21 protein-coding genes, 2 tRNA genes and 1 pseudogene are annotated in these 25,932 nt (G+C 71.6%); 12 read left to right on the forward strand and 12 right to left on the reverse strand.

Annotation, left to right across the window (positions count from 1 at the left end):
- The first annotated feature begins 310 nt into the window (after positions 1–310).
- Entirely contained in the window at positions 311–2,188 is a 1,878-nt protein-coding gene (locus tag ABT296_RS08135; RefSeq protein ID WP_351924506.1) for a putative bifunctional diguanylate cyclase/phosphodiesterase, read from the forward strand.
- On the opposite strand, the gene ABT296_RS08140 is transcribed toward ABT296_RS08135, so the two are convergent.
- The 3 genes and pseudogenes from ABT296_RS08140 to ABT296_RS08150 form a co-directional block, all read right to left on the reverse strand.
- A complete protein-coding gene (locus ABT296_RS08140) occupies positions 2,164–3,255 on the reverse strand; it encodes an LLM class flavin-dependent oxidoreductase (RefSeq protein ID WP_351924508.1) in 1,092 nt (363 codons plus the stop codon). The genes ABT296_RS08135 and ABT296_RS08140 overlap by 25 nt on opposite strands.
- Positions 3,256–3,577: 322 nt before the next feature.
- Positions 3,578–4,309 carry a maleate cis-trans isomerase family protein gene (locus ABT296_RS08145; RefSeq protein WP_351924510.1) on the reverse strand — a complete coding sequence of 244 codons (732 nt, stop codon included), beginning with the start codon at positions 4,307–4,309 and terminating at the stop codon, positions 3,578–3,580.
- A pseudogene (locus ABT296_RS08150) lies at positions 4,306–4,655 on the reverse strand (maleate cis-trans isomerase family protein); the annotation flags it as partial. The gene ABT296_RS08145 and the pseudogene ABT296_RS08150, both read right to left, overlap by 4 nt.
- Before the next feature lie 152 nt (positions 4,656–4,807).
- On the opposite strand from ABT296_RS08150, the gene ABT296_RS08155 reads away from it, so the two are divergent.
- The 8 genes from ABT296_RS08155 (at position 4,808) to ABT296_RS08190 (ending at position 11,546) form a co-directional block, all read left to right on the forward strand.
- The gene (locus ABT296_RS08155; protein WP_351924512.1) at positions 4,808–5,755 is read left to right on the forward strand and encodes a D-2-hydroxyacid dehydrogenase; all 948 of its coding nucleotides are present in this window, start codon (positions 4,808–4,810) and stop codon (positions 5,753–5,755) included.
- Positions 5,756–5,777: 22 nt separating this feature from the next.
- Complete coding sequence (locus tag ABT296_RS08160) at positions 5,778–7,169, forward strand: amidase (protein WP_351924514.1); 1,392 nt, start codon at positions 5,778–5,780, stop codon at positions 7,167–7,169.
- A gap of 135 nt (positions 7,170–7,304) precedes the next feature.
- Complete coding sequence (gene ehuB / locus ABT296_RS08165) at positions 7,305–8,222, forward strand: ectoine/hydroxyectoine ABC transporter substrate-binding protein EhuB (RefSeq protein WP_351924516.1); 918 nt, start codon at positions 7,305–7,307, stop codon at positions 8,220–8,222.
- Entirely contained in the window at positions 8,219–8,917 is a 699-nt protein-coding gene (ehuC, locus tag ABT296_RS08170) for an ectoine/hydroxyectoine ABC transporter permease subunit EhuC (RefSeq protein WP_351924518.1), read from the forward strand. The genes ehuB and ehuC overlap by 4 nt, the downstream gene beginning before the upstream one ends.
- Entirely contained in the window at positions 8,914–9,564 is a 651-nt protein-coding gene (ehuD, locus tag ABT296_RS08175) for an ectoine/hydroxyectoine ABC transporter permease subunit EhuD (protein ID WP_351924520.1), read from the forward strand. Before ehuC ends, ehuD begins: the two co-directional genes overlap by 4 nt.
- Entirely contained in the window at positions 9,554–10,345 is a 792-nt protein-coding gene (gene ehuA, locus ABT296_RS08180; protein WP_351924522.1) for an ectoine/hydroxyectoine ABC transporter ATP-binding protein EhuA, read from the forward strand. The genes ehuD and ehuA overlap by 11 nt, the downstream gene beginning before the upstream one ends.
- Positions 10,346–10,552: 207 nt before the next feature.
- Positions 10,553–11,311 carry an IclR family transcriptional regulator gene (locus ABT296_RS08185; protein ID WP_351924524.1) on the forward strand — a complete coding sequence of 253 codons (759 nt, stop codon included), beginning with the start codon at positions 10,553–10,555 and terminating at the stop codon, positions 11,309–11,311.
- A 161-nt stretch (positions 11,312–11,472) separates the two neighbouring features.
- Positions 11,473–11,546, forward strand: a tRNA-Lys gene (locus ABT296_RS08190).
- Positions 11,547–11,658: 112 nt separating this feature from the next.
- On the opposite strand, the gene ABT296_RS08195 is transcribed toward ABT296_RS08190, so the two are convergent.
- From ABT296_RS08195 to ABT296_RS08210, 4 genes are all read right to left on the reverse strand, one after another.
- Positions 11,659–13,308, reverse strand: coding sequence for an AMP-binding protein (locus tag ABT296_RS08195; RefSeq protein ID WP_351924526.1), 1,650 nt, complete (start codon positions 13,306–13,308; stop codon positions 11,659–11,661).
- Positions 13,309–13,408: 100 nt separating this feature from the next.
- Positions 13,409–14,014 (reverse strand): lytic polysaccharide monooxygenase auxiliary activity family 9 protein, encoded by a 606-nt coding sequence (locus ABT296_RS08200; protein ID WP_351924528.1) that lies wholly within the window; start codon positions 14,012–14,014, stop codon positions 13,409–13,411.
- 100 nt (positions 14,015–14,114) lie between these two features.
- The gene (locus tag ABT296_RS08205; RefSeq protein WP_351924530.1) at positions 14,115–15,221 is read right to left on the reverse strand and encodes an SPFH domain-containing protein; all 1,107 of its coding nucleotides are present in this window, start codon (positions 15,219–15,221) and stop codon (positions 14,115–14,117) included.
- Between the two features lie 54 nt (positions 15,222–15,275).
- Positions 15,276–16,607: a peptidoglycan-binding protein gene (locus ABT296_RS08210; protein WP_351924532.1), complete on the reverse strand. Its 1,332-nt coding sequence runs from the start codon at positions 16,605–16,607 to the stop codon at positions 15,276–15,278.
- A 187-nt stretch (positions 16,608–16,794) separates the two neighbouring features.
- Between ABT296_RS08210 and ABT296_RS08215 the strand changes: the two genes are divergently transcribed.
- The 3 genes from ABT296_RS08215 (at position 16,795) to glxA (ending at position 21,283) form a co-directional block, all read left to right on the forward strand.
- A tRNA-Lys gene (locus ABT296_RS08215) sits at positions 16,795–16,868 on the forward strand.
- Between the two features lie 507 nt (positions 16,869–17,375).
- Positions 17,376–19,349, forward strand: a complete 1,974-nt coding sequence (locus tag ABT296_RS08220; protein WP_351924534.1) for a glycosyltransferase family 2 protein — start codon at positions 17,376–17,378, stop codon at positions 19,347–19,349.
- Entirely contained in the window at positions 19,346–21,283 is a 1,938-nt protein-coding gene (gene glxA, locus ABT296_RS08225) for a radical copper oxidase GlxA (protein ID WP_351924536.1), read from the forward strand. The genes ABT296_RS08220 and glxA overlap by 4 nt, the downstream gene beginning before the upstream one ends.
- A gap of 79 nt (positions 21,284–21,362) precedes the next feature.
- Here the strand turns inward: glxA and ABT296_RS08230 are convergent, their stop codons facing one another.
- The 5 genes from ABT296_RS08230 to ABT296_RS08250 all read right to left on the reverse strand — a co-directional run bounded on the left by ABT296_RS08230 (position 21,363) and on the right by ABT296_RS08250 (position 25,776).
- Positions 21,363–22,385, reverse strand: coding sequence for a glycoside hydrolase family 6 protein (locus ABT296_RS08230; RefSeq protein ID WP_351924538.1), 1,023 nt, complete (start codon positions 22,383–22,385; stop codon positions 21,363–21,365).
- Positions 22,386–22,707: 322 nt separating this feature from the next.
- Positions 22,708–23,373: a class F sortase gene (locus ABT296_RS08235; RefSeq protein ID WP_351924540.1), complete on the reverse strand. Its 666-nt coding sequence runs from the start codon at positions 23,371–23,373 to the stop codon at positions 22,708–22,710.
- 2 nt (positions 23,374–23,375) lie between these two features.
- Complete coding sequence (locus ABT296_RS08240) at positions 23,376–23,909, reverse strand: hypothetical protein (protein WP_351924542.1); 534 nt, start codon at positions 23,907–23,909, stop codon at positions 23,376–23,378.
- A gap of 103 nt (positions 23,910–24,012) precedes the next feature.
- The gene (locus ABT296_RS08245; RefSeq protein ID WP_351924543.1) at positions 24,013–24,792 is read right to left on the reverse strand and encodes an HAD-IIA family hydrolase; all 780 of its coding nucleotides are present in this window, start codon (positions 24,790–24,792) and stop codon (positions 24,013–24,015) included.
- A 183-nt stretch (positions 24,793–24,975) separates the two neighbouring features.
- Entirely contained in the window at positions 24,976–25,776 is an 801-nt protein-coding gene (locus tag ABT296_RS08250; protein WP_351924544.1) for an LAVTG motif-containing sortase-dependent surface protein, read from the reverse strand.
- Positions 25,777–25,932: the final 156 nt, after the last annotated feature.

Raw genomic sequence — 25,932 nt, forward strand, 5'->3', positions numbered from 1 at the left:
CGAGTGAGAGGACCGCTCCGAGGGCCGCATCGACACCCCCGAATCGCTCACGGACCGTCACATGTGGTCGGGGGACTGCTGAACCCGGCCAACGGCGGGCAGAAACGAATTGTCAGATGGGCGGCTCGCTCCGGGACACTGGACGGTGGCTGGAAGGGCCTGAGCCCAGCCTCTATGATCGGCACACTTTCCTGACCCTTTCCTGTACTGTCCTGATCTCTTTCCTGCACGGATCCGGTCGGCGGCCGACAGGTCGGCCGGCCACCGCGACGAGACCATCCGAAGACCGAGTGCACTGCGGGAGCGAGCGGTGAGCGGAACGTCCGAAGGGCCGGTGCCCGCGGCAGATCTCATCGGGCCGGCTGTCACAGAAAGTAGCGAAGGGTCGTCCTCTCGTCCTGGTCACACCGGCCTCGGCGGCCACACCGGTCCGCACGACCGGGCGTCGGCCACCCCCTTCCGGTCGGCGTTCGACGCCGCGCCCCTGGCGATGGCCGTCGTCGACCGCGAGGGCCTGGTCACCGGCGCCAATCCGGCCCTCGGCGAACTGCTCGGCAGCAGTGCGGAGGCGCTGGCCGGGGCGGTCGCCGCCGATCTGGTGGACCTGACGTCGGACGCCCGTACCTGGCACGCGTACCGCGAGGTGCTGCGCGGCCGGCAGGCCCGGCTGCGCTGCACCCGCCGGCTCAAACACCACGACGGACACTGCCTGTGGGTGCAGATCGCCATCGCGCCGCTGCCCGCCGAGGAGCGCGGCGGGGTGCTCCTGTCGGTCACGGACATCAGCGCCCGCCGTGAACTCCAGGCCCGGCTGCGGCACTTGCAGAACCACGACCCGGTGACCCGGCTGCCCAACCGCACCCTGTTCTTCGAGCGGCTGTCGGCGGCCCTGGAGGCGGAGGCGTACGACGAGGGCGGCACCGGGCGGGTCGGGCTGTGCTACCTCGACCTCGACGGGTTCAAGGCGGTCAACGACACCCTCGGGCACCGGGTGGGCGACCGGCTGCTGGCCGCCGTCGCGGAGCGCCTGGGCCGGTGCGCGGACGAGGCGGGGTACGCCCGTGCCGCCACCCCGCTGGTGGCCCGGCTGGGCGGGGACGAGTTCGCGCTGCTGGTCGAGGACTCGACCGGCACCGAGCAACTCGCCGACCTCGCCGGGTCGGTGCTGGACGCGCTTCGGGCGCCCTTCGACATCTCGGGCCGGCGGCTGTCGGTGTCGGCGTCCATCGGGGTGGTGGAGCGGCACGCCGCCGGGACCAGCCCGACCGCCCTGATGCAGGCCGCCGACACCACGCTGTACTGGGCGAAGGCCGACGGCAAGAACCGCTGGACGCTGTTCGACCCCGAGCGCAACGCGCACCGGATGACCCGTCAGGCCCTCGCCTCCACGCTCCGGCCGGCCATCGAGCGCGGGGAGTTCGTGCTGGAGTACCAGCCGCTGGTGTGCATGGAGGACGGGCGGCTGCGCGGGGTCGAGGCGCTGGTGCGCTGGGACCATCCGCAGTTCGGTCTGCTGACGCCGAATCGGTTCATCGGACTGGCCGAGGAGGACGGCTCGATCGTGCCGCTCGGCCGGTGGGTGCTGGCCACCGCCTGCCGGCAGGCGCGCGGCTGGCAGCTGGCCCATCCGGACGAGCCGCCGATCTTCGTCAGCGTCAATGTGGCGGTCCGTCAGGTCTGGGACTCCGACCTGGTCGCGGACGTGGCCCGGACCCTCGCGGAGACCGGGCTCGCGCCGCATCTGCTCCAGCTGGAGCTGACCGAGTCGGCCGTGATGGGCTCCGGCGGGCGCCCCCAGCAGGCGCTCCAGGCCCTCAGCGACATGGGCGTGCGGATCGCGATCGACGACTTCGGCACCGGCTACTCCAACCTCGCCTACCTCAGCCGGCTGCCGGTCTCGGTGCTGAAACTGGACGGGTCGTTCGTCAAGGGCTTCCAGTACGACGGCGAGGGCATCGCGCCGAACCCGGCCGACGAGGTCGTGGTCGAGGCGATGATCCAGCTGGCGCACCGGCTCGGGCTGACCGTGACCGCCGAGTGCGTGGAGACCTCGGCGCAGGCGTCCCGGCTGCGGCGGATCGGCTGCGACACCGGCCAGGGGTGGCTGTACTCCCGGCCGGTGGCGCCGGATCGTATCTCCGAGCTGCTGCGTTCGCCGGAGGTTCAGGCGGCGGTCGGCAACCCGTAGGCGTCCGCGACGAGTTCGTAGGAGCGCAGGCGCAGTTCGCCGCGGTGGGCGTGCGAGGTGAGCATCAGCTCGTCGGCGCCGGTGCGCTTGTGCAGGTCGTCGAGGCCGGAGCGGACCTCGTCGGCGGTGCCGTGCACGATGTTGGCGCTCCAGGAGGCGACGAACTCCTCCTCCATGGCGCTGAACCGGTGTGCCTGCGTCTCCTCGGGGCTGGGGAAGAGGCCGGGGCGGCCGGTGCGCAGCCGGACCATGTTCAGGCCGGTGGCCCGGACCTGGCGGGCGGCCTCCTTCGGGTCGTCGGTGGCCAGGGCGGAGACGCCGATGACGGCGTAGGGCGCGTCGAGGAGTTCCGAGGGCCGGAAGGACTCGCGGTAGAGGTCGAGCGCCGGGACGGTGTTGTGCGCGGAGAAGTGGTGCGCGAAGGCGAAGGGCAGGCCGAGGGTGCCGGCCAGGCGGGCGCTGAAGCCGGAGGAGCCGAGCAGCCAGACCGGTGGGCGGTGCGGGCTCTGGACGCCGCCGGGGGACGTCGCCTGGACCGGGCCCGGTACGGCGTGGATCCTGCGGTAGGGGTGGCCGTCGGGGAAGTCGTCGTCCAGGAAGCGGATGAGCTCGGCGAGCTGCTGGGGGAAGTCGTCGGCGCCCTCGTCGAGGCGGTCGGTGCGGCGGAGGGCGGCGGCGGTGGCGCCGTCGGTGCCGGGGGCTCGGCCCAGGCCCAGGTCGATCCTGCCCGGGGCGAGGGCCTCCAGGGTGCCGAACTGTTCCGCGATGACCAGGGGGGCGTGGTTGGGGAGCATGACTCCGCCGGAGCCGAGGCGGATGCGGGTGGTGTGGGCGGTGAGGTGGGCGAGGATCACGGCCGGGGAGGAGGAGGCCACGCCGGGCATGGAGTGGTGTTCGGCCACCCAGTAGCGGTGGAAGCCTCGTGACTCCGCCTGGCGGGCGAGGGTGGCGCTGGTGCGCAGGGCTTCGGTGGCGGTGGTGCCGGAGCCGACGGTGACCAGGTCGAGTACGGAGAGGGGGGTGGGGGCGGTGCCGTGTGTCTCGCCCCGGATCTCGTCTGCCGCCATCGGTTCGTGCCTCCTGGTTCGTGCCGGCGTGGGTCTCCGGGCGGTAACAGGAGGGTGGCTCCGGTTTATTCCCCGGGGCGGGGGCGGCTGCATGGTTTCTCGCCCCCGCCGCCCCTTCCCGTCCCGTCCCTGGGGGCTGCCGCCCCCAGACCCCCGCTTCGGGCCTGAAGGGGCCTCGTCCTCAAACGCCGGACGGGCTGGAGGGGACGGGCCTCGTGCTCAAGCGGCGGGTGGGCTGGGGGACGGGCCTTGTCGTCAAGCGGCGGGCGGGCTGGAGGAAGCGGGCCTTGTTCGCAAACGCCGGGCGGGCTGAGGGCAGGGGTTATGCCTGGATGATCGGTTCCCTGGTGAAGAGGGAGCCCAGGGTGGGGGCGTTTACCCTGCGGTCTGTCAGGCGCAGGGCTTCCCAGACCGTTACCTGGTTCGCTGTGAGGACGGGCTTGGACAGTTCCTTTTCCAGGGTGGGGATCAGGGCCACCGTGTGCAGGGCCGTGTCGGGGAGCAGGATCGCGTCCGCCGACTCGTGGTCCGCTCGCCGGGCCAGTTCCAGGACCTGTTCATCGGTCCACGCGCCGGCCTCGGCCGCGGTGCTCACCCCGGAGCCCCGGACCGACACCACCTCCGTGCCGCCCGTGCGCAGGAACGCGGCGAACAGGTCCGCCACGTCGTCGGGGTAGGTCGCGCCCACCGCCACCCGGCGCACCCCCAGCTCGGCCGTGGCGTGCACGAAGGCGAAGGACGTCGAGGAGGCCGGCATGCCCGCCGCACGGGCCAGGGTGCGCACCTGCTCGTGGGCGCCGTCCCAGCCGTGCACGAAGCTGCCGCTGGTGCAGGCCCAGACCACCGCCTCCGCGCCCGTCAGGCGCAGTTCCTCGACGCCCGCGGCGAGCCGCTCGGGCGAGCCCATCTCGCGCAGCGCGTCCACCCGGTGCGCGTCCTCGCCGATGTCCGTGTGCACCACGTCCAGCCGGATGTCGCTGCCCAGGAGCTGCTCGATGCGTGGATAGTCGTCCTCGGCGGAGTGTCCCGGGTAGAGGAATCCGAGTGCTGTCATGTCGAGCCCTCCTGCTGCTGTTCCATGTCGGGAAGTGCGGGGCCGGTGCCGCGGGCGGCCGGATCGGTCAGCGCCTGGTACGGCCCCACCGTCCGGGTACCCAGCCTGCGCGGGGCAGCCCACATCGTCACCTGGTCGGCCGAGATCACCGGCATCCGCAGCTCCGCCTCCAGTTTCGGGATCAGTACGGCACCCTCCATATGTGCCGCGTCAGCCCCGTGAACGCACACCCCGTCACCCTGACGCCCGCTTCGGCGACGTACTCGGCCAGCGACCCGGGGTACGGCGCCACCCGGCGCGCGGAGGGGGCAGCGCCTCCGGCAGCGCCCCGGTTCGCGGTCGAGGGCGGAGTCGAGGGCGCGGACCGCCGGGAGGGGAGACGTCCGTGGCGGACACCGCCCCGGGTGCGCACCGGCCGTGTTGACGAAGGTGGGTTGGGGTGCGAGCGTGGTCAATCCGCCCATGTCAGACGCCCGGTCACCCCGGTGAAGGGACGGCATGACCCTCCCCACGCTCCTCGTCCTGGACGCCGATCCCCCGCCCCGGCTCGGCAGGCTCACCGGACGGGTGCGGATCGAGCACGCGGACGAGGCGACGCTCGCCGAGAAGCTGCCGTCCGCGGACGTCCTGCTGGTCTGGGACTTCACCTCGCACGCCGTGCGGCACGCCTGGCCCGGCGCGGGGCCCCGGCCGCGCTGGGTGCACACCGCGAGCGCGGGCGTCGATCACCTCGTCTGCCCCGAACTCGCCGCCTCCGACACGGTGGTGACCAACGCGCGGGGTGTCTTCGACGAGCCGATCGCCGAGTACGTCGCCGCCCTGGTGCTGGCCATGGCCAAGGACCTGCCGCGCACGCTCGAACTCCAGGCCGACCGGACCTGGCGGCACCGCGAGTCGCGGCGGCTGCGCGGCACCCGGGCCACGGTCGTCGGCTCCGGGCCCATCGGGCGGGCGATCGCGGGGACGCTGAAGGCCCTCGGGGTGACCTGCGCGGTCGTCGGGCGGGAGCCGCGGACCGGTATCCACGGGCCCGGCGACCTGGACCGGCTGATCTCGCGCGCGGACTGGGTGATCGCCGCCGCGCCGCTCACCGAGGCGACGCGCGGCATGTTCGACGCCCGCCGGTTCGGGGTGATGCAGCCCTCCGCCCGGTTCATCAACGTCGGGCGGGGGCAGCTCGTGGTGGAGGAGGCACTCGTCCAGGCGCTGTCCAGGCGGTGGATCGCGGGCGCCGCGCTCGATGTGTTCGAGCGTGAACCCCTCACCCCTGACAGCCCGTTGTGGCGGCTTCCGGGACTGATCGTGTCCCCGCACATGAGCGGCGACACGGTCGGCTGGCGGGACGAACTGGCCGCCCAGTTCGTGGAGTTCTACGAGCGCTGGGCGGCGGGCAGAACCCTGCCGAACGTCGTCGACAAGCAACGCGGGTACGTGCCGGGACGCTGAACTTCGCTTCGCTGGAGGGCGTATGACCGACCTGACCGGACTGACCGCCGTACAGCTCCTCGACGGGTACCGCACCGGGGCGTTCAGCCCCGTGGAGGCCACGCGTGCGGCGCTGGAGCGGGCGGAGCTGATCCAGCCGGAGGTGAACGCGTTCGTGCGGATCACCGCGGAGCCGGCGCTGGCGCGGGCCCGGGAGTCGGCCGAGCGGTGGCGGCGCGGGGAGCCGGCCGGGCTGCTGGACGGGGTCCCGGTCACGGTGAAGGACCTCCTGCTGATGCGGGGCGCGCCCACCCTCAAGGGCTCCCGGACGGTCCCGGAGGGGGGTGCCTGGGACGAGGACGCGCCGTCCGTCGCCCGGCTGCGCGCGCACGGCGCCGTCTTCCTCGGCAAGACCACCACCCCGGAGTTCGGCTGGAAGGGCGTCACCGACTCGCCGCTGACCGGTGTGACCCGGCACCCGCTGGACCCGGCGCGCACGGCGGGCGGTTCCAGCGGCGGCGCGGCGGCGGCCGTGGCGCTCGGCGCGGGTCCGCTCGCGCTCGGTACGGACGGCGGCGGCAGCGTCCGCATCCCGGCGTCGTTCTGCGGGATCTTCGCGTTGAAGCCGACGTACGGGCGGGTGCCGCTGTATCCGGCGAGCGCGTTCGGGACGCTGTCGCACGTCGGGCCGATGACCCGGGACGCGGCGGACGCGGCGCTGATGATGGACGTCATCGGGGTGCCGGACTCGCGTGACTGGTCGGCGCTGGGGCCCGCTCCGGGTTCCTTCAGCGACGGGCTCGACGGCGGGGTGCGGGGGCTGCGGGTGGCGTACTCGCCGTCGTTCGGGGGTCAGGTGGCGGTGCGGCCGGCGGTCGCGGCCGTGGTGCGGCGGGCGGTGGAGCGGCTGGCCGGGCTCGGCGCCCATGTCGAGGAGCGGGACCCCGATCTCAGCGACCCGGTGGACGCCTTCCACACCCTGTGGTTCAGCGGCGCGGCCCGGGTGACCCAGCGGCTCGGGGCCGGGCGGCTGGTGGAACTGGACCCGGGGCTGCGGGAGATCCGCGCGCTCGGCGCCCGGTACAGCGCCCTCGACTACCTGGCCGCGGTCGATGTGCGGATGGACCTGGGCCGCCGGATGGGCCGCTTCCACGACACCTTCGACCTGCTGGTCACCCCGACCCTGCCGATCACCGCGTTCGAGGCGGGCGCCGAGGTGCCCAAGGGCTCCGGGCACCGCCGCTGGACGGGGTGGACGCCCTTCACGTACCCGTTCAACATGACCCAGCAGCCCGCCGCGACGGTGCCGGTCGGCACGGACGGCGACGGGCTGCCGGTGGGGCTTCAGCTGGTGGCCGCCCGGCACCGGGACGACCTGGTGCTGCGGGCGGCGCACGCGCTGTACCAGGGGCAGGTCACCGCCGGCGGAAGCTGAGCGTCTCCCCCGCCGAGCCCGTGCGCCCCCTGGTCCGTGCAGCGGATGTCCCGCCTCACCGGCGAGACCCCGGTGAACCGATCAGTCATGAGAACAGGGTGCATACATCGGTTCGGCTCGGGTAGCCGCGCCGCCATGGCTCCACCACGGGAACACGTAGAACACATACACAGAACCAGCCGTCGGACGCTGCTCGCGGGGGTGGCGGCGCTCGGCGCGCTGGGTGCGGCAGGCTGCTCGCGGGTGGCGACCGCCTCCTCCGAGGACGGCGGCGACCTGCTCGACCGGCTGCGCGCGGCGGGTGTCGTACGGCTCGGGATAGCGGGCGAGATCCCGTTCGGCTACATCGACAGGAACGGTGAACTGACGGGCGAGGCACCCGAATTGGCGAGGGTCGTCTTCAAGCGGCTCGGGGTGGACCGGGTCCAGCCGGTGCCGACGGAGTTCGGCTCGCTGATCCCCGGGCTCAACTCCCAGCAGTTCGACGTCGTCGCGGCCGGGATGTACGTCAATCCCGAGCGCTGCGAGCAGGTCATCTTCGCCGACCCCGACTACCAGATGCTGGACTGCTTCGCCGTGCGCAAGGGCAACCCGCTGGGGCTGCGCAACTACCAGGACGCGGTGGAGAAGAAGGCCAGGTTCTCGACCGGGACCGGGTACGCCGACATCCAGTACGCGATCGACGCCGGGTACGACGAGAGCGACATCCTGATCGTGCCGGACCAGGTCGCGGGGCTGAACGCGGTGGAGGCGGGCCGCGCCGACATCTTCGCCGGGACCGCGGTGACCGTCCGCGAGGTGGTGAAGAAGTCCACCAAGGCCGAGGCGATCGAGCCGTTCAAGCCGCTCGTGGACGGCGAACCGCACGTCGACGGCGGCGCGTTCGCGTTCCGGCCGACCGAGACCAAGCTGCGGGACGCCTTCAACGTCGAGCTGCACAAGCTCAAGAAGAGCGGTGAACTCCTGCGCATTCTCAGGCCGTTCGGATTCACCGAGGCCGAGATGACGGATCTGACCGCGAAGGAGCTGTGCGGCGGGGGGACGGGCGGATGACGTCAGGACTCTGGGAACTGGTGCTCAGGGGCGCCTGGGTCACGGTCCAACTGCTGGTGCTGAGCGCGCTGCTGGCCACGGCCGTCGCCTTCGTCGCCGGGATCGCCCGCACCCACCGGCTGTGGATCGTCCGCTTCCTCGCGGGCTTCTACACCGAGGTGTTCCGCGGGACCTCCGCGCTGGTGATGATCTTCTGGGTGTTCTTCGTGCTGCCGCCCGCCTTCGGCTGGCAGTTGGTGCCCCTGTGGGCGGGCACCCTCGCCCTGGGCCTGACCTACGGCGCCTACGGCTCGGAGATCGTGCGCGGCGCGCTCACCGCGGTCGACCCGGCGCAGCAGGAGGGCGGCATCGCGCTCAGCTTCACGCCCTGGCAGCGGATGCGGCTGATCCTGCTGCCGCAGGCGGTGCCGGAGATGGTCCCGCCCTTCTCCAACCTGCTGATCGAGCTGCTCAAGGGCACCGCGCTGGTGTCGGTGATGGGCATGGGCGACCTCGCCTTCAGCGGCAACCTGGTGCGCCTGGCGCTCCAGGAGAGCGCGGAGATCTACACGTACATCCTGCTGGTCTACTTCGTGATCGCCTTCGCGCTGACCCGGGTGATGCGGGGTCTGGAGAAGAAGCTCAAGGCAGGGGTCGGCAAGCGGCCGGAGAAGAAGATCGTCGTAGCGGAGCCGGTGGGCGGTGGTGTGTCATGACGTGGGACTGGAACGCGGTCTCGGACTTCATGCCGCAGTTCTGGGACGGCCTGCTGGTCACGTTGCAGGCGCTGGCGCTCGGCTCGCTGATCTCCTTCGCGCTGGGTCTGGTGTGGGCGCTGCTGATGCGCACGCCGTCCCGCTGGGTGACCTGGCCGGTGGGCGCGGTCACCGAGTTCGTGCGCAACACCCCGCTGCTGGTGCAGCTGTTCTTCCTCTTCTACGTGCTGCCCGAGTGGGGAGTCACCTTCTCCGCGCTGACCACGGGTGTCTTCGCGATCGGGCTGCACTACTCGACGTACACGATGCAGGTCTACCGGGCCGGCATCGAGGCGGTGCCGGCGGGCCAGTGGGAGGCCGCGACCGCGCTGAACCTGCCCGTGCGGCGGACCTGGACCGCGGTGATCCTGCCGCAGGCGATCCGGCGGGTGGTGCCGGCGCTCGGCAACTACGTGATCGCCATGCTCAAGGACACGCCGCTGCTGATGGCGATCACCGTCCTCGACATGCTGGGCGAGGCACGGCTGTTCGCCCAGGAGCAGTTCCAGTTCACCGAGCCGCTGACGGTGATCGGCGTGGCCTTCATCGTCATTTCCTATCTGGCCTCCCTTCTTCTGCGAGCCCTGGAGCGACGCCTTGTCCATTGACCTCAAGCCCGGTCCCGACGCCGACCCCGCCGACGAGCCCGTGAACGGCGAGCTGATCCGGCTGGAGCAGGTCACCAAGCGGTTCGGCGACCACACCGTGCTGGACCGCCTCGACTTCTCCGTCCGAGCGGGCAGGCACGTCACGCTGATCGGCCCCTCCGGCTCGGGCAAGACCACGATCCTCAGACTGCTGATGACGCTGATCAAGCCCGACGAGGGCACGATCACCGTCGACGGGGAGCGGCTGTTCCCCGCGCCGGAGAAGCAGGTCCGCGAGGTCCGCAAGAAGATCGGGATGGTGTTCCAGCAGTTCAACCTGTTCCCGAACATGACGGTGCTGCGGAACATCACCGAGGCGCCGGTCACCGTGCTCGGCCTGTCCAAGGACGCGGCCGAGGAGCGGGCCCGCGAGCTCCTGGAGCTGGTGGGTCTCACCGAGCACCTCGACAAGCACCCCTCGCAGCTCTCCGGGGGCCAGCAGCAGCGGGTGGCCATCGCCCGCGCCCTGGCCATGCGGCCGCAGGTGCTCCTCCTGGACGAGGTCACCTCGGCGCTCGACCCGGAGCTGGTGGCGGGCGTCCTCGACGTGCTCAGGGACATCGCCCGCTCCACCGACATCACGATGCTCTGTGTGACCCACGAGATGAACTTCGCCCGGGACATCTCCGACCAGGTACTGATGTTCGACTCCGGCCGGGTCATCGAGACGGGTCCCCCGGAGAAGATCTTCAGCGACCCGGAGCACGACCGGACCCGGGAATTTCTCGGCGCGGTCCTGTGACCACGGGAAGTGAAGCCTCCATCACACGAGGTCCGGGCGCCGTGGCATGCCTATGGCATATGCCAGAGTGACAGGGTCCCTGCTGAGGGCGCCACATTCTCGTCAACACCCGCTCACCACAGGCCGTTTGCCGGTTATCGTGGAGATGTTTCGCCGACCTGATTACGGCCCAGTAATAGTGCGACCGAGCGAGCGCAGGGGGAAACCGTGGCGCTGAAGCACGAGCCGACCGCGCCGTACCACTCCGCCCAGGACGCCCTGCGCGTCCTGGAGACGGTGGCGCGGCACAGCACCGGGATCACCGACACCGAACTCGCCCGGCACACCACCCTCAGCCCCGAGCGCCTGACCGGCCTGCTGAGGATGCTGCGCCGCGAGGGGTACGTCGAGCAGGGCGCCGACGGCGCGTACGTCACCGGCGAGGCGCTCACCCGCCTGGGCTCGGCGCGGGACGGTGAGGACGCGCTGCGGGAGAAGCTCCAGCGCACCCTGGACCGACTGCGGGACTCGGTCGGCGCGGCGGTCTACATCAGCCGGTACGTCGACGGCGAGGTGAAGGTCACCCAGTACGCCGACAGTCCGGCCGCGCCGGCGGTCAACGAGTGGGTGGACTTCCGCTACTCGGCGCATGCCACGGCGGTCGGCAAGAGTCTGCTCACCCAGCTCGACCACAACGGCCGGCGCGACCATCTCGCCCGGCACAAGATGGCGCGGCTGACCTCGCGGACCATCACCAGCGACAAGCTGCTGCTCTCCCGGCTGGAGGCCCAGCCGCCGACGGTGCCGGTGCTGGACCTCCAGGAGTACGCGGTGGGCACGGTGTGCGCCGCCGTGCCGATCACGGCGGGGGCGTCCGTGGGGTGTCTGGCGCTGTCCCTGCCGGTGGAGCACGCGCATCGGCTGAAGCAGGCGGCGGACGCGTTGAACCGGAACGCGGCGCCGGTGCTGCTGTCGTTGGCGATCTAGGTCTCGCTCCTCGGGTGCGGGCCGGTGGGGGCTGGTCGCGCAGTTCCCCGCGCCCCTGGGTGGGTCCGTCCGACCTTGGTTCGGAGCACCCCGTCGGACCAGGTAGTATTTTCTCTGTCGTCAGCCGCGAGACACCAGATCCCGCAGCCGACGTGAGTCATGCGCCGCTAGCTCAGTTGGTTAGAGCAGCTGACTCTTAATCAGCGGGTCCGGGGTTCGAGTCCCTGGCGGCGCACAGCAACGAAGGCCCTCCGTGCAAGCGGAGGGCCTTCGCGTTTCACACCGAGCCCGTGCAGCACCGCGAGACCTGCCGGGGGTCCGGGGGTTGGCCCCCGGGAAATGCAGCATCAGCGGGTCCGGGGTTCGAGTCCCTGGCGGTGCACAGATGAAGGGCCTCTCGTCGTGACGAGAGGCCCTTCCGCCTCCTCTCGCGTCAGGCGGCGGTAGCCCGGTTCGCCCGGCGGGTGCCACCAGACCGGGTCCGGGCAGTGCACTCCCTCTCGTCTCAGCAGGGCTCGGTGGATCTTGTTGGTGGCGGTGACCGGCATTCGGGGGGTCAGGCGGATGAAGCGGGGGGCCATCTTGGTGCCCAGGTCCGGCTGGGACCGCAGGAAGGCGGTGAACGTCAGCGGGTCGAAGTCGCCGGCGAGGGCCGCCATCACCTGGTCGCCGGTCACCGGGTCCGGCACCGCGTACACGGCGACGGCGCGGGCGCCCTCGTACCGGGCGAGGATGTTCTCGATCATCGCGGCGGCCAGGTTCTCCCCGTCGACCCGCAGCCGGTCGTCGGCCCGCCCGGCGAAGTAGAGGTAGCCGTCGGCGTCCCGGCAGAACAGGTCCCCGGTCCAGTACGCACCGTCCCGCCGCCGCTCGGCCTCCGCCTCCGGATTGCGCCAGTACCCCTCGAACGGGTTCGGCCCCCGGTTCACCAGCTCCCCGATCGCCTCGTCACCGTTCAGCAGCCGCCCGCCCGCGTCGAAGCGCGCCGCCGCCCGCTCCCGCCCCGACTCGGGGTCCAGTACGACGAGCTGGGGCGTCGCCCGCCCCACCGCCCCGGCCGGTGTCCCGGGCGACCACTGGACGGCCGCGCCGCCCTCCGAGGACCCGTACCCCTCCACCAGCCGCACCCCGAACCGGCGCTCGAAGGCCGCCGCGTCCGCCGTCCCCGCCTCGGTGCCGAAGCCGAGCCGCAGCGGGTGGTCCCGGTCGTCCGGCCGGGCCTCGGTGGCCAGCAGGTACTGGACCGCCCGGCCCACGTAGGTGAAGTACGTCGCTCCGCAGGCCCGTACGTCCGGCAGGAACCCGGAGGCCGAGAACCGGCGCCGCAGGGCGACGCCCGCCCCGGCCGCGAGCGCGGGGGCCCAGCCGGCGATCACGGCGTTGCCGTGGAACATCGGCATGCAGAGGTAGTGGACGTCGTCGGGCCCGGTGCCGAACCGCAGGGCGAGGGCCCGTCCGGCGGCGGCCAGCCGGCCCTGGGTGCAGATCGCGGCCTTGGGGGCGCCGGTGGAGCCGGAGGTGAAGTAGAGGAGCAGCCGGTCGCGCGGGGTGGCGCGGGAGGGGTCGGGGCGGGCGTCCGCGTACGGCGCGAGGAGGTCCGCGTACTCGTCGGAGCCGGTGACCAGGACGCGTACCCCGGGCAGGTCCAGGCCCGTCAGCAGCGGCAGATGGGCCGGTTCGGTGACCAGGACGCGGCACTCGGTGTGCAGGATGTCCCGGGCCAGTTCCGGGCCTCTGCGGGTGGGGTTGATCCCGGCGACGGCCGCGCGGGCGAGGGCGGCGGCGCCGAGCCAGAGCGGGTACTCCGGGGTGTTGTCGAGCAGCACGCCGAGGTGGGGCTCGGTGCCGGGCGGCAGCAGGTCGGAGAGCAGGGCCGCGCGGGCGGCGCAGCCGGCGGCCGTCTCGTGCTGGGTCAGCGTGCCGTCCGCGCACCACAGCCCCGGTCGGTGGTCGTCCCAGCGCGCGGCTACGAGTTCGGCGAAGCTCGTGGACTCCATGGCCGCGCACAGTAGTTGACGGATCGTCAGATGGCCATGCCGGTTCCCCGTACACCGGCCGGTCGGGCCGGTGTACGGGGAACCCACCCGCGGGGGGTGCTCAGAACGTGACGTCCGAGCAGGCGTAGAACGCGTTGGTGGTGTCGGCGACGGTCCACACCGCCACGATCACATGCCGTCCGCTGAGCCCGGACGGCACCGTGCCACTGTGCGAGAGGGTGGACGGCGGCCGCTGACCGTTGTACGGCACCGTCAGGAACGGGGTGAGGTTGAGGTCGGACCGGGCCAGGTTGTGGTTCTGGTTCCAGCCCGGCTTGGTGATGTAGTACTTGAAGTCGGTCGTGGCGTGCATGGCGGTGAACTGCCAGCGGAACGTGTAGCTCTGACCGCCCGTCACCCGCGTCGCCGGCCAGGCGGCGCCCGACGGTGTGCGCGGGGCGCTGAGCTGGCTGAACTGCCCCAGCCCCGCGTTGCATATCTGCCCGTCGGCCGGGCCGGAGCCCGGGAAGCCCTTGGGCCCCTCGACGCTCTGCGGCTCCCACTGGATGTTGCCGCAGTTGGTCACGGTGCCGTTCTGACAGAGCTTCTGCCTGCTGATGGGGAGATCGGTGTAGCCGTGGCCGCTGGCCCCGCCGGACGAGAGCACGAGGGCTCCGGTGGTGGCGAGGCCGACCATGGCAGCAGACAACTTGGTCTTTCTGCGCATACTGCCGCTCCTGGTACGTGGGGGATGTTCCGTGAGCCGTGCAGAGTAGGTCTAGACCAAGTTCGAGCGTATGGGCGTTAGTTGAACATGTCCATACCAATCACGTACCCGATTCCCCGCGCCCCGAGCAGAACGCCACCGTCAGGTCCTTCACCAGCGCCTTGCGCTCGTAGTCGTCGAGTTCGACGAGGCCCCGCACGGTCAGCCGGGTGACGGTGTCCTCCACCGAGTCCACCACCGAGGTGAGCACCGAGGCCCGGTGCTGGGCGTCCAGCGCGGCGATCCGGCGCCGGTGCATGGCGGCGGCGACCTCGGGCGCGTACTCCACCCGGACCGGCTGCACCGAGAACACCTCGACGCCGATGGCGGCGGCCTCGGCGGCGACCAGCCGGGTCAGCGCCTCCCCCGCCGCCTCGACACCGCCGCGCCCCGACCCCGGCGCCTCCACCGGCACCCGGGCCAGCGCCGCCTCCACGCACTCGCGCAGATACGCCTCGTGGTCCTCGACGCCCAGGGTCGCCCGGGCGGTGTCCCGCACCCGCCACACCGCGAGCACCACCACCCGCAGCGCCACCCCGGCGGCGTCGGCGGCGGGCATCGGCTCGCTGCGCCAGTGCCGCAGCCGTACGTCCACCCGGCGGCGCAGCAGCAGCGGGTTGACCCACATCAGTCCGGTGCGCCGGACGGTCCCGCGGTACCGGCCGAACAGGCCCAGCACCCAGGCCCGTCCGGTCCGGCCCCGGGCGAGCCCGCCGAAGCCGACCAGGCCGAGGGCGCCGGCCCCGGCGTAGGCGGCCCACTGCGCGGGGCCGAGGCCGGCCCCGGCGTACGCGGGCAGCCGGAGCGCCTCCAGGGCGAGCGGCGGGAGCGCGCCCGCCCACCAGGAGGTGACCGCGCAGCCGGCCAGGCCGCAGCTCCCGGCGAGCACGCCCGCCGAGCCGGGCAGCACCCGCGCGGGCCGCTCGGCGAGGTCGGGGTCCACCTCGGGGACCACCCGCGCGGGCCCGGCCGGGCGGCGCAGCCGCGGCTGCTCCCCCGTCCCCTGCCGGCGGCTGACGACCGCGGGCTTCAGGGGGACGGAGACCGGGTCGGGTTCGTCACGGAAGAGCAGGTGGACGGGGATCTCGGTGGTCACCTCGTTCTGGATCAGCCGGGCCGGGCGTGCCGGTCCCCGGGACTCCGGTGTCGGTGAAGCGGTCGTGGTCATGGGTGCCTCCAGCCTCCGCGCCAGATGCGTCACAACAGGGGGATCGCGTACGGCTCAGGAGAAGAGCCGCCGCCAGGTCTCCGGACCCGGGTAGCCGTCCGCCGCGCCGCCCCGCCACCCCTGGGCGCGCTGGAAGGCCTCGACGTTGCGGCGGTCCGCCTCGCTCCAGCGCGGCCCGGGACCGGTCGTGTAGTACTTGCCGAATCCTTTCTTCATGAGCTGCCCGCCGAGCAGCGTCACCGAGGCGTTGTTCGCGCCGGGCCGGAAGGCCGACCGCCCCGGGTAGCCGGGCACCCCGTGCGAGGAGGGCGGCGCGGACGGTCCGGCCGCGCCCGCGGTGATGTCCTTGCCCTTGCCGGTGACCAGCAGCGTCCAGGTGTGCGGCCCCGGCAGCCCGTCCGCTTCCTGCCCCCGCCAGCCCTGGGCCCGCTGGAACGCCTGGGTGGCCCTCCGGTCCGACTCCGACCAGCGCGGGCCGGGCCCCGAGGAGTAGAAGCGGGCCGCCCCGCGCTCGACCAGCATCTGCCCGAGCCGGGTCACGTGCTTGTTGTTGGCCCCCGCCCCGAAGTACGCCAGGCCCGGGAAGGCCTTCGAGTCCGGCTCGGCGGGCTCCTCGGTGTCCGGGGTGTCCGGGGTGCTGCCCGCCGCGCCGCCCGCGAGTCCCTTGTACCGGTAGGGGACGTAGCGGTCGGAGTAGCTCCAGTAGGTGTACGGGGTGGACTGCTTGCGGGCGGTGGGGCGGGTCTGCTCGTAGGCGACGTAGTAGGTGTGGGTGTAGTCGGTCCAGCCGCCGAAGATCACGACGTGCGACCCCTTCTCGGGGTCCGCGGGGTTGTGGAAGAGCAGGATGTCGCCGGGCTGGAGGTCCTCCTTGGGGATGCGCACGCCGTACTGGCCGAGCGAGCCGGTCCACTCGTTGCCGGGCAGGTTCCAGGCCATCGAGACGAACCCCGAGCAGTCCTGCCGGTACCCGTCCGTCCAGTACCGCGACATGCTGTACGGCACCTTCGCCGCCACCCACAGCTTGGCCCGGTTGATGATCTCCGCCCGGGTGGTGCTCGGCGCCTTGGCGGGCTCGGCCGGCACCCCGCCGGGGCCGTGCAGCGGGGCCTTGCTCCCCTGCGGCGTCTCGGGCTCCTCGGCCGCGGGCGGGCTCGGCAGCGCCGGGACCCGCGGGGGCTGCGGGGCCTGGGGGGCGGCCAGCGCCGGTGCGGCGTGTCCGGCGCCGAGCGCCGCGGCGGCGGCCGCCACGATCACCGTCCGGTGGGCCGGGTGGGCGCCCGTGCGGCCCGCCGCGGAGTGCGGCAGGACCCGACGCCAGTGGACGCATCCGGGACAGTCGCAGTCGCTCGCGGGATCGATTTCCTCGAAGACCGGAGTCCCCATGCGGTGCCCCTCACATTCCGGATGGAAATGTCCGTGTGTGTACACATTCGACAGTTTCTCAACTCTCCCGGGGACGCGCATGCTGACGGTCCGAATGATGTACGGCACCCCGCTGACCGGGCCCGGAGCGGGAGCAGGGTGGTCCGGAGCACCCCCGGAGGTCCGGTACAGTTCTCGATGTCAGCACGCGCCGCTAGCTCAGTTGGTTAGAGCAGCTGACTCTTAATCAGCGGGTCCGGGGTTCGAGTCCCTGGCGGCGCACGACAGTGGAGGTCCTTCGCGGATGCGGGGGGCCTTCGCATTTGGGGCAAGTTCCGCGCGACGCCGCGGTGCGGGTCCCCGGCGACGCACGGACCGGGAAGCCCCTCGTGGACGCGAGGGGCTTTCCGTATATCCGGGCAGGGTTTCCACAACCGGCACACGGAACCCCCACAGGCGCCACAATGAACGCGTATGACCGGTAAACACCGCGTTTCCTATCTTGCGATCATGCTGAACACCGTAGAACCCTGGTTCTTCAAGCTGTCGCCGGTGCGCGGCAGTTGGGGGGCGAGGAAAACGGTTGCCGTTCGACGGGGAGAGGGACCCCGTTCACGAACGGATGCCGAGGGGGGCATCATGCAACCGGAAGGTCGCGGTTCCATGTCTATGAAGCTGAAGACGTGGTGACGGTGACCCACCACTGATACGTCTGTGAAGGTCGAGGGGGACCGAAGCAGACGAACGAACCGACAGACACGCGGTGACCTGCGTGTGGGGGGATGACTCATGACGTCGACGCCGACGGGCGCCCGGCCGAACTCCGACCCGTCCGAAACCACTCAACTCAGAGTGCCCACCCATCGGACGGGGGCATTCCGGCGGATCAAGAAGACGCTGCCGAAATACGACTACGAGCACTACAGCCGGCTGGCCGGTCCCCTCACGCAGCCCGATCCGAACAAGCCGTACCGGGTGCAGTACCGCTCGCTGATCTCCCAGGAGCCGCACCGCATACGGGTCGCCCTGATGCTCGCCGCCGCGCCGCTGCTCTCGCTGGTGCTGCTGGCCTGGCTGCTCCAGCCGGAGCACTGGACCGAGCGCGACTACCCGGCCTACGACTTCCTGCCCACGCTCGACGTCGTGATGCTCGTCTCGATCGGTCTGATCGAGTTCTTCCGCTGCATGAACGTCCTGTCCAACGCGCACGCCACCCTGGTCGCCCGCGACCCGATCCCGGTGGTGCCCGAGACCGGCACGAGGGTCGCCTTCCTGACCTCCTTCGTCCCCGGCAAGGAACCGCTGGAGATGGTGACCAAGACCCTGGAGGCGGCGGTCAAGCTGCGCCACCGGGGCCTGCTGCACGTCTGGCTGCTCGACGAGGGCGACGACCCGGAGGTCAAGGAGGTGTGCGCCCGGCTCGGCGTGCACCACTTCTCCCGCAAGGGCATCGCCAAGTGGAACCAGCCCAAGGGCCCGCACCGCGCCAAGACCAAGCACGGCAACTACAACGCCTGGCTGGACGCGCACGGCGACAACTACGACTACTTCGCCTCCGTCGACACCGACCACGTGCCGCTCCCCAACTACCTGGAGCGCATGCTCGGCTTCTTCCGCGACCCGAACGTCGGCTTCGTCATCGGCCCGCAGGTCTACGGCAACTACGACAACTTCGTCACCAAGGCCGCCGAGTCCCAGCAGTTCCTCTTCCACGCCCTGATCCAGCGCGCCGGCAACAAGTACGGCTCCCCGATGTTCGTGGGCACCTCCAACGCGGTGCGGATCTCGGCGCTGAAGCAGATCGGCGGTCTGTACGACTCGATCACCGAGGACATGGCGACCGGGTTCGAGATCCACCGCCACAAGAACCCGGCGACGGGCAAGAAGTGGCGCTCGGTGTACACCCCCGACGTGCTCGCCGTCGGCGAGGGCCCCAGCGCCTGGACGGACTTCTTCACCCAGCAGATGCGCTGGTCGCGAGGGACGTACGAGACGATCCTCAAGCAGTACTGGAAGGGCTGGTACTCGCTCCCGCCGAGCAAGCTCTTCAACTACACGATGATGATCATCTTCTACCCGATGTCCGCCCTCAACTGGATCCTCGCGGCGCTGAGCTGCGCCCTGTTCCTGGGCCTGGGCGCCTCGGGTGTCGACATCGACCCGACCATCTGGCTGATGCTCTACGGCAACGCCTCCGCGCTCCAGATCGGCCTGTACGTCTGGAACCGCCGCCACAACGTCTCGCCGCACGAGCCCGAGGGCTCCGGCGGTGTCGCCGGCATGGTGATGTCCGCGCTGTCGGCGCCGCTGTACGCCAAGGCGCTGATCGACTCCGCGCTGCGCCGCAAGAGCAAGTTCGTGGTGACGCCCAAGGGCGACTCGGCCAGCCCCGACCGGTGGTTCGGGACCTTCCGCTACCACTGGTACTTCATCCTCATCTTCGGCGCGTCGATCGCGGTGGGCTTCGTCTACGGGCACGCGCACCCCGCGATGGTCATCTGGGCGACCTTCGCCATGCTGATCACCGCCACCCCGATCTTCGCCTGGCGGCACATGCTGCGTCAGGAGCGCAAGAAGCCGGCCGCACCGGCCGAGCCGGAGTCGGGCGCGCCCGCACCGGCGTACCAGGCGCAGCCGCTGCCCGCGCAGTCCGGCCCGCACCACAATCCGCAGCACAAGCCGAGTTGGGCCGCCCCGCAGGGCGGCGGCACCGACCAGACCATGCAGATCGCCCTTGGTGGACTTGGGGGACGTAAGGAATGAAAGACCAGGCCGGCCGCCGCCGTGTCCGTCGACTCGCGATAGGCACGGCGGTGGTGCTCGCGCTGGCCGGGATGAACGGTCCGTGGCTCTACCGCTTCGGTACCGAGAAATACCACCAGTACCAGATCAACCGACCGGAGTACAAAGCCGACAACGGTCACTGGGAGATCATCGATTTCCCGGAGGAGTACCGGCAGAACACCATCCACGCGGCGCTGCTGCGCACCGGCAAGGTGCTGCTCGTCGCGGGTTCGGGCAACGACCAGGAGAACTTCGACGCGAAGAGGTTCGACACCCGGATCTGGGACCCGGTCAAGGGCACGATCAAGAAGGTGGACACGCCGAGCGACCTGTTCTGCACGGGCCACACCCAGCTGGCGAACGGCAATCTGCTGATCGCCGGCGGCACCAAGCGGTACGAGAAGCTCAAGGGCGATGTCACCAAGGCCGGCGGCCTGATGATCGTCCACAACGAGAACCCGGACAAGCCGATCACGCTGCCCGCGGGAACCAAGTTCACCGGCAAGGAGAACGGCAAGACGTTCGTCTCCAAGGACCCGGTGCTGGTGCCGCGCGCGAAGAAGGTCTTCGACGAGGCCACCGGCGAGTTCCTGCGCAACGACCCCGGCCTCGGCCGGATCTACGTCGAGGCGCAGAAGAGCGGCCGCAAGTACGAGACCGGCACCGAGGACAACTACCGGGTGCAGGGCCTGAACGGGGCCGACGCGCGCAACACCTACGGCATCGCGCAGAAGCTCGCGCTGGACAAGAAGGACTTCCAGGGCATCCGGGACGCCTTCGAGTTCGACCCGGTCGCCGAGAAGTACATCAAGGTCGACCCGATGAAGGAGGCCCGCTGGTACCCGACGCTCACGACGCTGAGCGACGGCAAGATCCTCAGCGTCTCCGGGCTCGACGACATCGGGCAGTTGGTGCCGGGCAAGAACGAGGTCTTCGACCCCGAGACCAAGAAGTGGACGTACACGGAGAAGGTCCGCCAGTTCCCCACGTATCCGGCGCTGTTCCTGATGCAGAACGGGAAGATCTTCTACTCGGGCTCCAACGCGGGCTACGGGCCGGACGACGTCGGGCGTGACCCGGGTGTCTGGGACGTCGACACCAACAAGTTCACCAAGCTGCGCGGGCTCAGTGACGCCGACCGGCTGGAGACCTCCGGCACCGTGCTGCTGCCTCCGGCGCAGGACGAGAAGTACATGGTCATCGGTGGTGGCGGCGTCGGCGAGTCCGAGCTGTCCAGCGAGAAGACGCGGATCATCGATCTCAAGGCGGACAGCCCCGAGTTCGTGGACGGGCCCTCGATGGAGAAGGGCACCCGCTACCCGCAGGCGTCCGTGCTGCCCGACGACAGCGTGCTGATCTCGGGCGGTTCCGAGGACTACCGGGGCCGCGGCGACTCCAACATCCTCCAGGCCCGGATCTACGACGCCTCGAAGAACACCCTCGACCAGGTCGCGGACCCGCTGGTGGGCCGGAACTACCACTCCGGTTCGATCCTGCTGCCCGACGGACGGGTGATGTTCTTCGGCTCCGACTCCCTGTACGCCGACAAGGCCAACACCAAGCCGGGCGAGTTCGAGCAGCGCATCGAGATCTACACCCCGCCCTACCTCTACCAGGGGTCGCGGCCCTCGCTGGGCGAGGGGACGAAGACCATCGAGCGGGGCGGGTCGGGGACGTTCACCTCGCAGCACGCCTCCTCGATCAAGAAGGTGCGGCTGATCCGGCCCAGCGCGGCCACGCACGTCACGGACGTGGACCAGCGGTCCATCGCGCTGGACTTCACCACCGAGGGCGACAAGGTGAAGGTGACCGTGCCGAAGAACAAGAACCTCGTCCAGTCCGGCTGGTACATGCTGTTCGTCGTCGACGACCAGGGTGTGCCCTCGGAGGCACAGTGGGTGCAGGTCCCCTAGGGATCGCGCCGCCCGCCGCTGGAGAAACGAATCCCCGCGCCCCCTCCTCCGAGGGGGCGCGGGGATTTTCCGCTGGGGGCTACTTCGAGGCCTTGGCCAGGCCCAGCGCGTACTCCGGCCACCACTGGCCGGCCTTCGGGCCGCCCTTGCACTCGCCGTCCGACTCGCCGGGGCGCTTGACCCAGACGTAGGCGTCCACCGCCGGGTCCTTGGTCTTCGTGGTCGGCGTCTCGCCCAGGGCCCGGCCCGGCGGGTTGCACCAGCGCTCGCCGGCGTCGCCCTCCTCGTAGGGGCCGTTGCCGTTGCGGCTGGTGTCGATGACGAAGGGCTTGTCGCCCACCTTCGCCGACAGGCCCTTGCCGTACGCGATGGAGTTCTCGGTGGTGTAGAAGTTCGACACGTTCACCGAGAAGCCGTCCGCCTGCTCGATGCCGGCCCATCGCAGCGGCTCGAAGATCTGGTCGGGGCTGCCCCAGCCGGCGTTGCCCGCGTCCAGGTAGACCTTGGTGTTCTCCAGGGACTTCAGCTTCTCGATGGCGCCCTTGAGCAGGTCGTAGCGCTCCTCGTGGAACTCGTCCGGTGTGCAGCCGTCCACCAGGTGCAGGACCGCGTCCGGTTCGAGGACGACGGTCGCCGCCCGGTCGCCGATGCCCCGGGCCACGCCGTCGATCCAGTCGCGGTAGGCGTTGCCGTCGGCGGCGCCGCCCTGCGAGTACTGGCCGCAGTCGCGGTGCGGGATGTTGTAGAGGACCAGCAGGGCCGTACGGCCCGCCTTGTCCGCGGCCTCGGTGTAGCCGCGGGCCTCGTCCTCCGGGTTCTCCGGGCCGATCCACTCGCCGGTCGGCTGCTCGGCGATCTTGCGGATCTGCTGGGCCTCGCCGTCCTTGCCGGCCTTCTCGTAGGCGGCCACCTGCTGTGCCGCGTTGCCCTCGGGGTTGACCCAGAACGGGTCGACCTCCTTGGGCTGCTGGGTGATACCGGCGCCGGCGCCGTCCGGCTCGCCGTCCCCACCGTCTCCGCCGTCCGAGCATCCCGCGATCAGCAGCGCCGCCCCCAGCGCCATCGCGGACGCCCCCGTGCGGGCCCCCCTGCTGCCGTACATCCAACTCCCCCTCGGGTGCAGCGTGCCAAGTCTCAATCCTGACATACCTGTCCTGGGGCACACGAGATCGGTCCGGCGCTTGTCCGTGAGCTGTTACACCGCGGGGGTCGGGCGCGGGGCGGTCCGTCGACCCTGGGCCGCGGCGCACATCCGTTCTACAGTCGTACGGGACGGCCCCCGGCCCTTCCGCCCTTCGCGACGGTCGTCCCAGGCCTCCCGCGCCTGGCGCCGGACCACTCCCGCGGTCCGGGCGCGCGCGGTCGAGGACCGGCCCGGTCGGCGGCTCCAGGGGGAGCGGGTCGCCGACCGGGCCGGGTGGCCGTCACAGTCCCGTTCCGGTGAGGTAGGCCGAGACCACGACGTTCGCCGTGTAGCTGTTGCTGGCCCGGTCGAAGGTGCCGCCGCAGGTGATCAGCCGCAGTTCGGCGCGGCCCGGTTCACGGGCGGCGTAGGCGCGGCGGGCGTCGAAGCCGGCCCGGTCGAGGACCTGGACGTCGTCGACGGTGAACTCGGCGACCCGTCCGTCGTCGCGGATCACCCGGACCGTCTCGCCCGGCTTCAGCGCGCTGATCCGGTAGAAGACGGCGGGCCGGGTCTCGGTGTCGACGTGCCCCACCAGCAGCGCGGCCCCGGTGGCGCCGGGTGTCGCGCCGGCGGCGTACCAGCCGACGACGCCGGGCTGGTCGAACGGAGGCGGGTCGACGGCGCCCTCCGGGTCGAGGCCGCGGGCCACCACGGGCGCCTGCACGGCGATGCCGGGTATGTCCAGGCGCTGGGGGCGGGCCTCGCCCAGGGGGCGTGCGGGGGGCGGCAGTTCACCGCCGGGCGGGCGGCCCACCGCCGCCATGTCGCCGGTGGTGGGCGCGGACGCGCCGGGGGTGATGCCGGTGACCTCTCGGCCCCACAGCCACAGCCCGAGCAGCAGCAGCGCCCAGGCGGTGACCGTCACCACCCGCCCCGAGAAGGAGACGCGGTCGTGGCCGGACACGGTCAGGCCGCTCCGCGTCTCCGGCGGGCGCTTCTGAGCGCCACCGCGGTCGCCGCGACCGAGGCCAGGGCCAGGCCGACCACGGCGTGCGTGATGCCGGGGCCGCCGGCCGGGCGGTCCTCCTCGGCGGCGAGCCCGACGGCGGAACCACCGCCGCCGGCCTTCACCGGGGCGACCGGTGAGGCGGGGGCGGAGGGGGTGTGGCCGACCGGGAGCGACATCTTGTGCCGGGCGTCCCCGCAGGTGACGGTGATGTCGTAGGCGCCGATCTCCAGTGAGGACCGGATGCGGCTCTCGCCGACGAGGGTGCCCTCGCCGTCGGTGACGGTGAGCTTGACGTCGCTGACGAAGGCCGCGGAGACGGCACTCGCCGTCTTTTCCTTGCAGCCCGTCATGCGCAGCGCCACGTCGCCGCCCGGGGCGGGCGAGGCGGGGTTGACGGAGAGGCCGCCGCCGTCGGCCGCCTGTGCGGCCGGTCCGAGTGCCGCGAAGGCGGCGATCAGCCCTGTACAGAGAGTGACTTTGAGTGAGCCCATCGTGAACCTCCAGTTACCTGGAGCGTCCTCCTGGGTGACGGGCCCCGCATCCTCAGCGGGGCCCGGCTGCTCCGTCCGGGTGCTGTTCGGCCCGCGGGGGTTTTCAGATCCGTTCGACCAGGTCGGCGATGGAGTCGACGATCCGGGAGGGCCGGTAGGGGAAGTTCTCCACCTGCTCGGGCCGGGTCAGTCCGGTGAGCACCAGGTAGGTCCGCATCCCGGCCTCGATGCCGGCCAGCACGTCGGTGTCCATCCGGTCGCCGATCATGGCGCTGGTCTCGGAGTGGGCGCCGATCGCGTTCAGTCCGGTGCGCATCATCAGGGGGTTGGGCTTACCCGCGAAGTAGGGCAGCTTGCCGGTCGCCTTGGTGATCAGGGCGGCCACGGCGCCGGTGGCGGGGAGCGGGCCCTCGGTGGAGGGGCCGGTCTCGTCGGGGTTGGTGGCGATGAAGCGGGCGCCGTTGTTGATCAGCCGGACGGCCTTGGTCATCGCCTCGAAGGAGTAGGTGCGGGTCTCTCCGAGGACGACGTAGTCGGGCTCGTGGTCGGTGAGGATGTAGCCGATGTCGTGCAGGGCCGTGGTCAGTCCGGCCTCGCCGATCACGTACGCCGAGCCGCCGGGCCGCTGGTCGTCGAGGAACTGGGCGGTGGCCAGGGCCGAGGTCCAGATCGCCTCGATCGGCACGTCCAGGCCCATGCGGCGCAGCCGGGCGTGCAGGTCGCGCGGCGTGTAGATGGAGTTGTTGGTCAGCACCAGGAACGGCTTGCCGGATTCGCGCAGCTTCTTCAGGAACGCGTCGGCACCGGGAATCGGAACGCCCTCGTGGATCAGGACACCGTCCATGTCGGTGAGCCACGACTCGATGGGCTTGCGGTCTGCCATGTGCGGACTCCAGGCGTACGTACGGGATGAGCTGGGGCGCCGGAACCACGGCGTACCGACGCCCTCACCCTAGTCAGGAAGTGCTGACCTTGACCCCGTCGATCCCCGAAGCGGACCGGCCGGGAGGACCGCCTCGCCCCGGCCGGTCCGCTTCGGGGCTCGGCGCCCGGGGGTCCGGTCGGTTCAGCGGCGCCTCCGCAGGACCAGCAGTGTGCCGCCGGCCGCGGTGAGCAGGGCGGCGGCGCCGGCCACGAGCGTCGTGCGGGAGGTGCCGGTGGAGGCCAGTTCCGCGGCGAAGCCGAGGGGCGGCGGGGTGGGTCCGGCGGAGGCCGCGGGGTCCGTGGCGGCGGGGCCCGTGGCGGCGGGGCCCGTGGCGGCGGGGTCCGTGGGGGAGGTGGGGCGGGGCGCGGAGGTGGCGGGGCCCGTGGCGGCGGGCTCGGTGCCGATGCCGAAGCGGTAGTCGCCGGACTGGCCGATCCAGTCGCCGTCGTCGTCGTGGCGCTGGACGACGGCGGCGTTGACGGTGACGCGGTTGGGCGCGGTGTCGGAGGTCAGGGCGAGCCGGACCTTCACGCTGACGGTCTCGCGGGGGCCGACGGTGAATCCGGGGAACCCCTCGAAGGCGCCGACGAGTTCGTCCTCGTCGGTGGTCTCGAAGCGGACCGGGTGGGCGCGGCCGCCGGCGTAGAACTCCAGTTGCGGCTGGTCGGGTTCCAGGGCGCGCCGCTCGTCGACGAGGACGACGACGGGGTGGACGTCGCGGCAGGTCAGGCCGGTCTCGTTGGTGAGGTCGAGGTACCAGGTGCCGTATCCGCCGCCGGCCTCGTAGGTGCCGGGGCCGCCGCGGATCTCGGTGCTTAACGGGAAGGACCGGCCGTCGGAGCCGGTACAGGCGCCGCCCGGTCCCGCGGCGTGCGCGGCGGCGCCCGGTACACCGAGCAGCGCGAGGCCGAGGAGCAGGGACGCGGGTGCATACGGTCGCATGAACACATGACCATGCCGGAGGGGGCGGGTGGTCCGGGGAAGCCATTCCGGACGGCCGGAGAAGTCCCCTCGATCAGAGCAGCCGGGCGCGTCGCGGCCGTGGGGTCCGGGTCCCGCGGGCGCCCCGCGGCCGTGGAGTACGGGTCCCCCGGGCGC

Origin of the sequence: Streptomyces sp. NPDC000983 (genome assembly GCF_040299205.1) — a bacterium.
Taxonomy (GTDB): domain Bacteria; phylum Actinomycetota; class Actinomycetes; order Streptomycetales; family Streptomycetaceae; genus Streptomyces.